Annotated in this window: 15 protein-coding genes; 4 read left to right on the top strand and 11 right to left on the bottom strand. The window is 62.9% G+C overall.

Going from position 1 to position 12,537, the window contains the following annotated elements; genetic code table 11:
* From phnK to phnG, 5 genes are read right to left on the bottom strand one after another with little or no spacing between them, the layout of a single operon-like run.
* Positions 1–771, bottom strand: coding sequence for a phosphonate C-P lyase system protein PhnK (phnK, locus tag D3P04_RS20630; protein ID WP_119751755.1), 771 nt, complete (start codon positions 769–771; stop codon positions 1–3).
* Entirely contained in the window at positions 768–1,628 is an 861-nt protein-coding gene (locus tag D3P04_RS20625; RefSeq protein WP_119751754.1) for an alpha-D-ribose 1-methylphosphonate 5-phosphate C-P-lyase PhnJ, read from the bottom strand. Before D3P04_RS20625 ends, phnK begins: the two co-directional genes overlap by 4 nt.
* The gene (locus tag D3P04_RS20620; RefSeq protein WP_119751753.1) at positions 1,625–2,722 is read right to left on the bottom strand and encodes a carbon-phosphorus lyase complex subunit PhnI; all 1,098 of its coding nucleotides are present in this window, start codon (positions 2,720–2,722) and stop codon (positions 1,625–1,627) included. The genes D3P04_RS20625 and D3P04_RS20620 overlap by 4 nt, the downstream gene beginning before the upstream one ends.
* The gene (gene phnH, locus D3P04_RS20615) at positions 2,722–3,285 is read right to left on the bottom strand and encodes a phosphonate C-P lyase system protein PhnH (RefSeq protein WP_119751752.1); all 564 of its coding nucleotides are present in this window, start codon (positions 3,283–3,285) and stop codon (positions 2,722–2,724) included. The genes D3P04_RS20620 and phnH overlap by 1 nt, the downstream gene beginning before the upstream one ends.
* A gap of 2 nt (positions 3,286–3,287) precedes the next feature.
* Positions 3,288–3,743, bottom strand: coding sequence for a phosphonate C-P lyase system protein PhnG (gene phnG / locus D3P04_RS20610; RefSeq protein WP_119751751.1), 456 nt, complete (start codon positions 3,741–3,743; stop codon positions 3,288–3,290).
* Between the two features lie 83 nt (positions 3,744–3,826).
* On the opposite strand from phnG, the gene phnF reads away from it, so the two are divergent.
* Positions 3,827–4,558 carry a phosphonate metabolism transcriptional regulator PhnF gene (gene phnF / locus D3P04_RS20605; RefSeq protein ID WP_232845107.1) on the top strand — a complete coding sequence of 244 codons (732 nt, stop codon included), beginning with the start codon at positions 3,827–3,829 and terminating at the stop codon, positions 4,556–4,558.
* Positions 4,559–4,636: 78 nt separating this feature from the next.
* Here the strand turns inward: phnF and D3P04_RS20600 are convergent, their stop codons facing one another.
* Positions 4,637–5,224 (bottom strand): hypothetical protein, encoded by a 588-nt coding sequence (locus D3P04_RS20600; RefSeq protein ID WP_119751750.1) that lies wholly within the window; start codon positions 5,222–5,224, stop codon positions 4,637–4,639.
* A 200-nt stretch (positions 5,225–5,424) separates the two neighbouring features.
* Here D3P04_RS20600 and D3P04_RS20595 point away from each other — a divergent pair, with 200 nt between their 5' ends.
* The 3 genes from D3P04_RS20595 to D3P04_RS20585 all read left to right on the top strand — a co-directional run bounded on the left by D3P04_RS20595 (position 5,425) and on the right by D3P04_RS20585 (position 8,005).
* Positions 5,425–6,177, top strand: a complete 753-nt coding sequence (locus tag D3P04_RS20595) for a response regulator (RefSeq protein WP_119751749.1) — start codon at positions 5,425–5,427, stop codon at positions 6,175–6,177.
* Positions 6,174–7,535 (top strand): ATP-binding protein, encoded by a 1,362-nt coding sequence (locus tag D3P04_RS20590; protein WP_182912951.1) that lies wholly within the window; start codon positions 6,174–6,176, stop codon positions 7,533–7,535. The genes D3P04_RS20595 and D3P04_RS20590 overlap by 4 nt, the downstream gene beginning before the upstream one ends.
* Positions 7,536–7,618: 83 nt before the next feature.
* Positions 7,619–8,005, top strand: a complete 387-nt coding sequence (locus D3P04_RS20585) for a DUF6157 family protein (RefSeq protein ID WP_220475382.1) — start codon at positions 7,619–7,621, stop codon at positions 8,003–8,005.
* A gap of 157 nt (positions 8,006–8,162) precedes the next feature.
* Here D3P04_RS20585 and D3P04_RS20580 read toward each other — a convergent pair whose 3' ends face one another.
* The 5 genes from D3P04_RS20580 to D3P04_RS20560 all read right to left on the bottom strand — a co-directional run bounded on the left by D3P04_RS20580 (position 8,163) and on the right by D3P04_RS20560 (position 12,475).
* On the bottom strand, positions 8,163–8,762 hold the full coding sequence (locus tag D3P04_RS20580; RefSeq protein ID WP_119751747.1) for a superoxide dismutase: 600 nt from the start codon (positions 8,760–8,762) through the stop codon (positions 8,163–8,165).
* A 414-nt stretch (positions 8,763–9,176) separates the two neighbouring features.
* The gene (locus tag D3P04_RS20575; protein WP_119751746.1) at positions 9,177–9,878 is read right to left on the bottom strand and encodes an ABC transporter ATP-binding protein; all 702 of its coding nucleotides are present in this window, start codon (positions 9,876–9,878) and stop codon (positions 9,177–9,179) included.
* A complete protein-coding gene (locus D3P04_RS20570) occupies positions 9,865–10,650 on the bottom strand; it encodes an ABC transporter ATP-binding protein (protein WP_119751745.1) in 786 nt (261 codons plus the stop codon). The genes D3P04_RS20575 and D3P04_RS20570 overlap by 14 nt, the downstream gene beginning before the upstream one ends.
* Entirely contained in the window at positions 10,647–11,606 is a 960-nt protein-coding gene (locus tag D3P04_RS20565; protein WP_119751744.1) for a branched-chain amino acid ABC transporter permease, read from the bottom strand. Before D3P04_RS20565 ends, D3P04_RS20570 begins: the two co-directional genes overlap by 4 nt.
* On the bottom strand, positions 11,603–12,475 hold the full coding sequence (locus D3P04_RS20560) for a branched-chain amino acid ABC transporter permease (protein WP_119751743.1): 873 nt from the start codon (positions 12,473–12,475) through the stop codon (positions 11,603–11,605). Before D3P04_RS20560 ends, D3P04_RS20565 begins: the two co-directional genes overlap by 4 nt.
* Between the last annotated feature and the right edge of the window lie 62 nt (positions 12,476–12,537).

Genomic DNA, 12,537 nt, shown 5'->3' with positions numbered 1-12,537 from the left:
TTACACCTGCAAAACCGAAGAGACCAAAAGTTGCGTATAGCCATGCTGCGGATCGTCCAGCACCTGATCGGTCAACCCGCTTTCCACCACATGACCGTCCTTCATGACCATCAGCCGATGCGCCAACAGGCGCACCACCGCAAGATCATGAGTGACGACGATGGCCGACAGTCCCATATCCCGCACTAGCCCGCGCAGCAGATCCAGAAGCCGCGCCTGAACCGAAACATCCAGCCCGCCCGTCGGCTCGTCCATGAAGATCAGACGCGGACCGGTGACCAGATTGCGGGCGATCTGCAAACGCTGCTGCATCCCGCCGGAAAAGGTCGAGGGGCGGTCATCGATGCGGCTTTCGCTGATCTCGACCCGGCCCAGCCAGTCGCCTGCCGCCGCGCGGATCGTGCCATAGTTGCGCCCACCGACCGCCATCAGCCGCTCGCCGATATTGCCGCCGGCACTGACGCCCATGCGCAAGCCATCGCGGGCATGCTGATGCACGAAGGCCCAGTCCGTGCGCGACAGCATCCGGCGCGCGGCCTCTCCCATTTGCAGCGTGTCGCGGGGGCCATCCGCACGGGTGTCGAAAATCACCCGCCCGTCATCCGGGGGGATATGGCCCGCGAGGCAGTTCAGCAGCGTCGATTTGCCGGAACCGGATTCGCCGACGATTCCCATCACCTCGCCGGGATACAGATCGAACGAGATATCGCCGCAGCCCAGATGCGGGCCGTAGCGCTTGGTGATATTCCTGACACTCAGCAAGGGCGTCATGCCGCATCCTCCGCCAATTCGCCGCGATGCCCGTTAGCGCGGCGGGTTTCGCAGTAATCCGTATCCGAGCAGACGAACATCCGCCCCCCTTGATCGTCGGTGATCACCTCGTCCAGATAGGCATCCTCGGCACCGCAAAGCGCACAGGGATGCTCGGCCTTGGACGGATCGAAAGGATGATCCTCGAAATCCAGCGAGACGACACGCGTCCAGGGCGGCAGCGCATAGATCCGCTGTTCCCGTCCGGCGCCGAAAAGCTGGATCGCGGCCATCTCCATCTTCGGATTGTCGAATTTCGGGATCGGCGAGGGGTCCATCACGTAACGCCCCTCGACCTTGACCGGATAGGCATAGGCGGTGGCGATATGACCGTGGCGGGCGATATCCTCGTACAGCTTGACATGCATCAGCCCGTATTCCTCAAGCGCGTGCATCTTGCGCGTCTCGCTTTCGCGCGGCTCCAGAAAGCGCAGCGGCTCGGGGATCGGCACCTGATAGACAAGGATCTGATCGTCGCCCAGGGGTTCCTCGGGGATGCGGTGACGGGTCTGGATGATGCTGGCCTCGCTGGTAGAGGTCACGACCTCGACCCCTGCCGTCCGCTCGAAGAACTTGCGGATCGAGACGGCATTGGTGGTATCGTCCGCCCCCTGATCGATCACTTTCAGCCGGTCATCCGGCGTCAGGGTCGCGGCAGTGACCTGCACGCCGCCGGTGCCCCAGCCATAAGGCATCGGCATCTCGCGACTGGCGAAAGGCACCTGATAGCCGGGGATCGCAAGCGCCTTGAGGATCGCGCGGCGGATCATCCGCTTGGTCTGCTCGTCCAGATAGGCGAAATTGTAATCGTCGCTCATTCGGCGGCCTCCATCTGTTCGGGGGTGTCGCCCGCCCCCGCCTCGCGCCGCAGCTTGCGCACCAGTTCCAACTCGGACTGGAAATCGACGTAATGCGGCAGCTTGATATGTTCGAGAAAGCCGGTCGCCTGAATATTATCGGCGTGATACAGGACGAATTCGGTATCCTGCGCCGGAGCGCCGGTGAAATCCTCGCCCAGTTCCTCCCATCGCAGCGCCCGGTCGACCAGCGCCATCGAGATCGCCTTGCGCTCGGACTGGCCGAAAACCAGACCATATCCGCGGGTGAATTGCGGCGGTTCGGTCTTCGAGCCCTTGAACTGGTTCACCGTCTCGCATTCGGTCAGAGTCACCTCGCCGATCTCGATGGCGAAACCCAGTTCAGGGATGTCCATCTCGACGGCGACCGCCCCGATCCGCAGCTCACCCACAAAAGCGTGATTGCGGGCATAGCCGCGCTGCGTCGAATAGGCGAGCGCAAGCGTGAATCCTTCATCCGCGCGGGTCAGAGATTGCAGGCGCAGCGGACGGCTGGCGGGCATCTCCAGCGGCTCGCGCGTCAGATCGGGCGGCGGGGTCTCATCCGGCGCGGCTTCTTCGATCAGACCCTCGCGGTTCAGAAAACCGGTGACATGGGGAACCGGCTGCGGCTCGGCGGGTGGCGCGGGCATCCGGGGCGCTTCGCCGTCGGCGGCCAGTTTGAAGTCAAGCAACCGATGCGTGTAATCGAAAGTCGGCCCCAGCACCTGCCCGCCCGGCAAATCCTTGAACGTCGCCGAGATCCGCCGCTCGCAGCGCATGGCGGCGGTATCGACAGGCCGGGCATGACCGAACCGGGGCAGCGTCGTGCGATAGGCGCGGATCAGGAAAACCGCCTCGATCAGATCGCCCCGCGCCTGCTTGATCGCCAGCGCCGCCAGATCGGGATCGTAAAGCGACCCCTCGGCCATCACCCGGTTGACGGCAAGCGCCAGTTGCTCGCGGATCTGTTCCGTCGAGAGTTCCGTTACCCCGGCATCGCCACGCCGTTCCTCGGCCAGCCATGCATGGGCATTGTCGATGGCGCGTTCACCACCCTTGACGGCAACATACATCAGACGACCTCCGTACTGCGCGGCAGGGCGGCAAGCCGATCCCCGCAGGTGAAAATGAAATCCAGTCCCAATGGAAAGACACGGGCATTCTGCTGGAACGCGGCGATCTCGGGCAGCGACAATTCGGCAGTATCGCGAATGCCGGGACCGCGCAGCGTCGCGCCCCTTGCCTCCAGCAGCGGGGTTTCGACGAGCAGGGTGGCCGAACGGTCAGGATATTCGGAACAGCCCTGCCGGAAACGATCCAGTGGCAGCAATTCCTCCCAAGGGCCAATCGCAAAACTGCATTCATCGGCACCGACGATCGGCGCACCGGCATGAAAGCCGATCCATTGGCGCAGCGATGGCAGATCAAGAGAGGGCGTCAAGTAAACCGGCGTCTCGGGATCGCACAGGGTCAGCAGCACCACGCCTGCCGCCTGCGACAGCGGTGCGGGCGGTTCCGCGCCCCGCACCGCCTCGATCCGCCCGGGCCGGGCCAATGCCGACATCACCGCGCGGAAGGCTTGCGCGGATTGCTGGGCCGGATCGGAAAAGCCTCCGGCAAGGGTCAGGTCATCCATGCTCAATCCTCCCCGCGCACCATGGTGAAAAACTCCACTTTCGTCTGCGCCGCCTTCCCGGCCCGCGCTGTGCGGCGGGTCTGCTCATCGGCGGAAAGCGGGTCCAGAACATCGCGCCGGATTCTGGCCGCCATTCCGGTCTGCATCAGTGCATCGACCAAGGCCGCTGCCTGCGCGTCGTCCCGGCGGCGCCCCTGCACATAGCCATGCCCGACTTCGCCCGAAGCCAGCTTCAGCGAACAGCGTGTCACTGTCATCTCACCCAGATTGAAGGGGCCGCCGCTCCCCCCCATACGCCCGCGCAGCATGACACTGCCGATCTCGGGCGGGCGCAGATATTCGAATTCAGGCGCCAGACCGGCCAAGGCCAGCAATTGCGCAGCCCGGCCTTCGGGCGCACGGGCCAGACAGCCCAGCCAATCGCGGCGCGCGCCATTCTCGGGAGTGTTCAGAGGCATCTCGACAACTTCCAGGTAATCCTATACAACTAGACATATCCTGCCATAATCGCGCCGAAACCGCCACCGGAGTTTTGTGAATTTTGGGTAACAACATAGGGAAAACCCCGCTCTGGCAGGCAATCGCCGCCAGTCTGCGTGACGATATCGCCGAGGGTCGCTATGGCCCCGGCGATAAAATGCCGGGTGAACTGGCGCTGGCCGAGCGGTTCGGGGTCAACCGTCATACGGTCCGCCACGCATTGACCCTGCTGAAGGAAGAAGGGCTGGTGCATAGCAGGCGCGGTTCGGGCGTCTATGTGCTGGCGCGACCGATGGATTATCCGCTGGGACGCCGGGTCCGGTTTCGCCGGAATCTGCTTGCCGCAGGCCGCCTGCCCGAACTGCGGATCCTTGGCATTGAAAGCCGGGAAGCCACGGCCGAGGAAGCCGCACCGCTGGCGCTGGCGCAAGGCGATATGATCTGCGTTTTCCACGGCTATTCATTGGCCGATGCACAACCGATCTCGCTAAGCGAAAGCCTGTTCCCGCAAACCCGCCTGCCCGGAATCGCCGAGGCCCTGCGCGACGGCAAGGGCGTGACCCATGCGTTGCAGCAGGCGGGCGTGGCCGATTACACCCGCGCCTCGACCCGCATCAGTGCCAGACTGGCCACCGCGACTCAGGCGCTGCATCTGCGGCTTCGCGAAGGCGCGCCGCTGATCTATGCGACCTCGATCAATGTCGATCCGGACGGCAAGCCGGTGGAATTCGGCCGTACATGGTTCGCAGGTGACCGCATCACCCTGACACTGGAAAATGACGGCCTCGCATAAGCCGTCACCACTTTTGCATAGAAGATCGGGGGCAAGGCGTCCCAGAGCCGAAACACCCCGCCCCCTCTGCGACCGGGCTTATCTGCCCTTGGGGCCGCGTTTCAGGGACAGCGTGCCGTCTCCGTCATGGTCAAGACGCTCGACCATGCGGTTGACCCGCTTGTCCATTTCCTCGGCACTGATCACGCCATCGCCGTCATGATCCAGCGACTGGAACGCATCGACCATGCGCGAACGGGTCAGTTCACGGTAAAGCGTGTCGAATTCCTCGATCGACAATGCGCCGTCGTCATCCGCATCGACCGCAGAAACACGGTCCGCGCGATAGGCGTCAAGCTCTTCGCGCGTGACCGTGCCGTCCTTGTCGGCATCCGCCGCCTCGAACACATCGCGGAAGATTTCACCGCCCTTGCCGGGGCCAGACCGGTGGTGTTTCCCATGATCCGGACGGAAATGCGCCTGGTGAAACCGTTTACCCTCCATCGGCCCATGCGCCTTATCCGCACCGGGCTGGCGCGGGGCGGCTTGTTCCGGGGCCGATTGCTCTGGTGCGGCCTGATCCGGGGCCGGCTGGTCCGGCGTGGATTGTGCTGTCGCGACCATGGCGCCCGCGCCGATCATGACAAGCGCTGCGAAACCGGCAGGGAGAAATTTCGAGGTTTTCATAGAATCATCCTTTGATCTTGAATTTCCGAAGGCCGCGCCTCCGATATCCCTGATCTAGCCGGATCGTGGCCGAAATGTTTGTCAGCCCCGGCGCTCGATTGTCGTGGATTGTCGCAACGCGCCGCACTGATACAAATTGCGACAAAAAACGCCCGCCGTGGCTTGGCCTGCTATGGGAATTGCGGCGAAACTGGCAGTAAATGAACCCAACCGACCCCAGAACCGAAAGGCCCGACAAATTGGAGGCTGCCGAACCCCAGATCCTGATCGTCGACGACGCCCGCGATATCCGGGAATCGCTGGGCCAGTATCTGCGCAAGCAGGGATATCGCACGCAGCTGGCCGCGAATGGCATCGAGGCGCGGCGGATCATCGAGGAAGCCAGTCTCGCCCTGATCGTGCTTGACGTGATGATGCCGGGCGAGGACGGGCTGAGCATCTGCCGGTGGCTGACGGGTCGCGGCGGCCCTCCGGTCATCCTGCTGACGGCGATGGCCGATGAAACCGACCGGATCGTCGGGCTGGAACTTGGCGCCGACGATTACGTGGTCAAACCCTTCAACCCGCGCGAATTGCTGGCCCGGATCCGTGCCGTGCTGCGCCGCGCACCGATGCCCGCACCCACCATAACCGGAACACAGCGCCGCTTTGCCGGATGGGAGCATGCGCCCGCCACGCAAGAACTGCGCCACGCGGATGGGCGGCATGTGGTGCTGACCTCGGGCGAGAACCGGCTGCTGACGGTTTTGCTTGACCACGCGCAGACGGTTCTTTCGCGGGACCGCCTGCTTGACCTGACCGCCGGGCGCGATGCCAAAGCCTATGACCGCGCCATCGACAACACCGTCAGCCGCCTGCGCCGCAAGATCGAGGACGATCCCAAATCCCCCCGCCTGATCGTCACGGAATGGGGCGGCGGCTATATGCTTGCCGCTCCGGTGGAAACGCTGTGAAAATTGTGCAGCGCATCTTGCCCGACGGTCTGGCGGGCCGTTTCGCGGTGCTGCTGATCACCGTCCTGCTGGCGGCCGGCATCGCGGCTACCGCGCTCCTGTTTGTTCAACGCGGACAGTCCGAGCGAAATCTTCGCGAAGCGCGCGAGATCGAACGGATCGCCTCGATCGTTCCCGCGCTTGAATCCGCCGCGCCACCGCTTCGCAGGCAAATCGCCCATGACGCATCCAACAGGCTTACGCGATACATGATCGCCCCCCGTCCGATCGTTCAGGACAGACGGGAGGCACCGCGCCCTTTGCGCAATCTGACCGCATCCCTTGCCGAAGCCCTGCCCGGCCGCGAAATCCGCGGCGCCGTCCTGTCGCATCGCATGAGCGGGCCGCCTCCGATGGGGCCGCGTTTCGAAACACTTGCCATCTCGGTCCAGCTTGCACATGCCGATGGACAGCCGCCGCTATGGCTCAACGTGATGTCGCGCGGGAACTGGTTTCGTCCGCCCGGCGCGCGCGGAACGGTTGTACCGGCGTTCCTTGGCCTGTCGCTTTTATCCGTGCTGGGCGTGGGCCTGATCTTCGTCAGACGGCTGACCCGGCCGCTGACCGGACTGGCCCGGGCCGCACGCGCGGCAGGACATGGCGATCGCAATATACGAGTCAGCGAAACGGGCGCACGCGAACTGCGCGAAGCCGCGCGGGCCTTCAACGAGATGCAGGACCGCATCGCCCGTTTCGACGCCGATCGTATGCGCATGCTTGCCGCCGTCGGGCACGATCTTCGCACGCCGATCACCTCCTTGCGGATTCGCGCCGAGATGCTGGACGAAGAAGAGGCCGTCCCGATGATCCGGACGCTTGAGGATATGACGGTCATGGTAAACGGCCTCGTCGCCTATGCCCGTGGCGCAGGAGACGGCGAGGAAAGCGAGATGCTTGACCTTGGCGCCCTCCTTTCCCGGCTGTGCGATGAGCGGGGCGCGAATTTCCTGTGCCGGCGAAACGCATATGTCACGGGCCGCCCGGTCGCGCTGGGCCGGGCCATCGGGAATGTGGTGGATAATGCGCGGCGTTTCGGCACATCGGCGCAGGTCGCGCTTTCGCGCGATGCGGAGACCGCGATCATCACGGTCGAGGATAACGGGCCCGGAATACCGCCCGACCGGCTGGACGCGATGTTCGAGCCCTTCGTGCGCGGCGACGAAAGCAGGAATCAGGAAACCGGAGGCGCGGGGCTGGGCCTTGCCATCGCCAGAAACATCATCGCAGCCCATGGCGGTATGATCACGCTTGAGAACATGCCGGAATGCGGATTGCGGGCAACGGTCAGGCTGCCGCTATCCACCAGGCCGCATGACTGAGACGGCGGGTACGCGCGAAACCAACATATATCTGCCGGCCAGTGGCATCCCGTGTTACCTTCTTTCTCGCAGAGGAAAGAAGCATGATGCATACGACAAATTACCACAATACGCTGATCACCGTCTCACCTGATTGCCCGGCCGCAACCGCAGCCCCACCGGCCAGACAGGACACAATCGCGGGGCGGCAATATGCGATGCTGAATGACAGCCCCTATGGGCTGACTTCGGACGAATTGCTTCTTGCCGTCGAGAATGAACGCAAAGGGCCAATCGATGCCGTCACCTTCTTCTCGACACCCAAAGCCTGCTTGCGCGCCTCGCCCCTGGTGAAAAGGCATGGTTATGGGCTGTATCACGATGCCGGGGGCAAGATCGCTCTGATTCCCGTGGAAAGCGTTGAATACGCGCGACTTCTGGCCGCGCCCGATGTGGAAAAACGCCCCGGCATGCGCAATTCCCGACGTTGATGCGCCGTTAAAGCGAATCCGCGCGACATGGAATGGCAAACAGTTTGTCGTTCCCCCAAGACCCGCAGGATTGCCGTGAAAAAGGGCCGGATCGGCATCCGGCCCCTGATCTTGCCGATATCACGCGGCTTCCATCCGAAAGCCGCGCGGATCCGGGTCACAGACGCGACGCGACGTTTTCCCAGTTCACCAGATTGTCGAGGAAGTTCGACAGGTATTTCGGGCGGGCATTGCGGAAATCGATGTAATAGGAATGCTCCCAGACATCGCAGCCCAGCAGCGCCGTCTGATCGAAGCATAGCGGGTTGACGCCGTTCTCGGTCTTGGTCACGGCAAGCGAGCCGTCGGCATTCTTGACCAGCCAGACCCAACCCGAGCCGAACTGACCCACACCGTTTTCGCTGAACGATTTCTTGAACTCATCGACTGAGCCGAAGGATTCGGTCAGTGCCTTTTCGAGTTCCGAGGGAATGGCGCCCGGATTCGGAGCCATCATTTCCCAGAACTGGGTGTGGTTCCAGTGCTGGCTGGCATTGTTGAAGATACCGTTCTGAGCCACGGCGCCCTTGCTGTAGGTGCCCTTGACGATGTCTTCCAGCGACTTGCCTTCCCACTCGGTGCCGGCGACCAGCTCGTTCAGCTTGTCGACATAGGCGTTGTGGTGCTTGTCGTGGTGAAATTCCAGCGTTTCTTTCGACATGCCCGCACCGCTCAGTGCATCATGGGCATAGGGAAGATCGGGAAGGGTGAAAGCCATAGTCCTCTCCTTTTCATACAAGGCCGAAGCCGTCGTTCCGGACGCACAGTCACGTATTTGAATGGTTAACGCAAGGGGCTGCCGCCTCAATACGCCAGTCTGCGGCCAGTTCATGCTTGCAGTGATGGAGATATGAGATCGGATCCATTCACGGCTCATCGCCCGGTGCGATTCCCGCGATCATACCCGCTCATTCGCCGACCGGAATGAAAGCCGGACGCATCGCGCCCGATCGGTAAAAGCTTATCCGGGCAACAGGATGCTTCAATGGCCGACGAACAGCCCGTTTCACAACCGGATTTGGTCCGGCGGCACACGCAGGCGCCCTGCCGACCAGCCGTCAAGCGCCACGGATCCCCGTGAACGAACACCATGCAGCAGCATTACCCACCCATGCAAAAGGACGGCTTTCCTTCACGTTCCCAGATAAGCCTCGCGGATCCGCGGATCGGTAATCAGGTCCCCGGCGGGACCGGCTATCGTGATCCGCCCCGTCTCCATGACATATCCCCGATCGGCGATTTTCAACGCGCCATAGGCGTTCTGCTCGACCAGCAGCACCGTGACCTGCCGGTCCCTGAGGCTTGTCACGACCTCGAAAATCTGCGCGACCAGCAGCGGCGCCAGCCCCATAGACGGTTCGTCCAGCAGCAGGCAGGAGGGCCGCCCCATCAAGGCGCGGGCAATCGCCAGCATCTGCTGTTGTCCGCCCGACAGGCCTCCAGCCGGCAGATTTCGCTTTTCCTTCAGAACCGGGAACATTGCGAAAGCATCGCCCATATCCTGCGCGACCCGGTCATCGGTATAAAGGAACGCGCCCAGCCGCAGGTTTTCTTCGACAGTCAGGTTGGAGAAAATCTGCCGTCCCTCGGGAGATTGCGCCAAACCCAGTTTCAACCGCCCATGCGCGGGTACGGAGGCAAGGCTTTGGCCGCGAAAACTGATGCTGCCGCCACTGACCGGCTGCGTTCCCGAAAGGCATTTCAGCAATGTCGTCTTGCCCGCGCCATTGGCGCCGACGACAGTGACGATCTCACCCGGTTTCACTTGCAGGTTGACGCCATGCAGCACCTCGATCCGACCGTAACGCGACCGCAGCCCCTCAACCGTCAGCATCGGCGGCCTCTGTTTCTTCCCTGCCCAGATAGGCGGCGATGACCTGCGGATCACGGCTGACCGTGGCGGGATCGCCCTCGGCGATCTTTTCGCCATGATCCAGCACGACGATATGATTGGAAATGCGCATCACCAGCTTCATGTCATGCTCGACCAGCAGAATGGCGATACCAGAGGCCGCAAGCTCCGCGATCAGCCGGTCGATCTCTTCCGTTTCGACGGCGTTGCAACCCGCTGCGGGTTCGTCCAGCAGCAGGATCCTGGGGTTCAACGCCAGAGCACGGGCGATTTCCAGCCGTTTGAGCGCGCCATAAGACAGGTTTCCGGCCTTCTGCCCCTGTTCCCTGTCCAGCCGCACCCTTGCCAGCAGCTTGCCCGCTTCGTCCCGCGCATTCGCCGCGCGGCGGCGCATTCCGGGCAGTGACAGCAGATCCGCAATCACCGATCCGCGCTCTTGCAGGTGGAAACCGGCCAGAACATTGTCCAGCACGGACATCTCCTGAAAAATCTGCAAATTCTGGAAAGTGCGGGACAACCCCATTTCCGCCAGCTTGTGCGGAGCAATACCGGTCACATCCGTCCCGTTCAGCCGGACCGAGCCGCGCCCCGGCAGATAGATGCCGGAAATCATGTTGAACAGCGTCGTCTTGCCCGCCCCGTTCGGGCCGATGACCGAAACGATCTCGCCCGGTTTCACCGAAAAGCTGACGTCATTCACCGCTTTCAGCCCGCCAAAGCTGATCCCGAGGCCGTTGATCTCAAGAAGGCTCATTCGCCCCTCCCCCGGATACGGCGCATGATGGATGGCAACAGCCCCTGCGGCATGAAAATCATGACGATGATCATCACCGCACCCAGCACCAGTTGCTCATATTCGGCGAAAACCGTCAGGACCTGCGGCAGCAATGTCAGGATCGCCGCACCCAGTACCGCCCCGATGACAGAACCGACACCGCCCAATACCGCCATCGTCACCATCTCGATGGAATGCATGAACCCGGCGATATCCGGTGTGACAAATCCGTTTTGCAGCGCCAGCAGCGACCCCGCGACCGAGGCGTAGACGGCGGATATCACGAAGGCCCGCAGCTTCTGTCTTGCCACGTCGATGCCCACGGTCGAGGCCGCAACTTCGGATCCGTGCAACGCGCGCATGGCGCGGCCCGTCGGGCTGTCCAGCAGGTTCAACGCCATCCACGCGCCGATCAGCAACGCGATTCCGCTGATCCCATACCAGAATTCACCCCCCGAAATCCGCCAGCCGAGATCGCGCAGCAGCGGACGCAGGCCAATATCCTCGACGGCCATGCCATCGGGGCCTCCGGTCAAAGCGCGTTCATTGGTCAGCACCATCGACACGAGGATCCCGAAACCAAGCGTCGCCACCGCAAGGTAATAGCCCTTCAACCGCAGGATCGGCCGCCCGATCAGCAGCGCCAGCAGGCCCGAAACCACCGCGCCAAGAACCAATGCCAGCCCCGGATGCAGGCCCAGATGCGCAGGCGCAAGAGCGCAGGCATAGGCCCCGATCCCCGCGAATCCCGCATGTCCAAGGCTGATCTGCCCGGCAAGGCCGATCAGGATCACCAGCCCCACGACCGACAGCGCATTAACGAAAATCAACGCGCCAACCCGGTAGTAATATCCCGACGGAAAGATCAGCGGCAAAGCCGCGATCACTATCGCCAGCACCGCGAGTTGCAGCCATTTCCCGCGCGCCGCTGTCATACCCGTTCGACCGGTTTCTTGCCGAAGATACCCTGCGGCATGACAAACAGCACCGCAAGGATCACGATGAAGGCGACCGCGTCCTTGTATTGCGAACTGAGATAGCCTGCCGTCATCGACTCCAGCAGGCCCAGCAGAATCCCGCCCAGCAATGCCCCTCTGGGATTGCCCATCCCGCCCAGCATGGCGGCGGCAAAGCCCTTCAGTGCAAGGGCCACACCCACATCATAGCTGACCAGCGTGATTGGCGTGACCAGCACCCCGGCCAGCGCGCCGATAGCGGCAGACAGGCCGAAGGACAGGGTCATGATCCAGCGTGTGTTGATGCCGACCAGTTGCGCGGCGATGCGGTTATTCGCCGTGGCCAGCACCGCCTTGCCGGTCAGCGTGCGCGAAAAGAACAGCCACAGCCCGATGAACACCGCGACGGCGCCGCCCATCACCCACAGGCTTTGCGGCAGGATCGTGGCACCCATGATCCGAATCGGCGTATCGCCGGAAAAGGACGGCAAGCGGTGCAATTGCTTGTCAAAGATCAGTCGCGCAGCGCCCCGGATCAGGATCGATGCCCCGATGGTAATAATGATCAGCGACACGACCGGCGCGCTGCGGGCAGGCTCGATCGCCAGCCGGTTCAGGGCCACGCCGCCCCCCGCCGCCGCGACGACGGCCATCGCCGCCGCCAGAGGCAGCGGCATCCCCGCCTGATGAGCGAAAACCGTGATCATGCCGCCCAGCATGACGAATTCGCCCTGAGCGAAATTCACCACATCCGAAGCGTTGTAGATAATGGTAAATCCAAGCGCGACGAGCGCGTAGACCGCCCCGACGGTCATGCCTGAGAAGATGAATTGCAGAAGGGCGTCCATCAGGGTTCCCCAGCATCAGTTGCCTGGACAGAAACAGGCCGGGGGCGTCGGTCCGGCCAGCA

It is taken from the genome of Paracoccus onubensis (genome assembly GCF_003591515.1).
In the GTDB taxonomy this organism is placed as follows: Bacteria; Pseudomonadota; Alphaproteobacteria; order Rhodobacterales; family Rhodobacteraceae; genus Paracoccus; species Paracoccus onubensis.
Note: the sequence above shows the minus strand (reverse complement) of the source record. Positions and strands in the feature narration are given on the sequence as shown.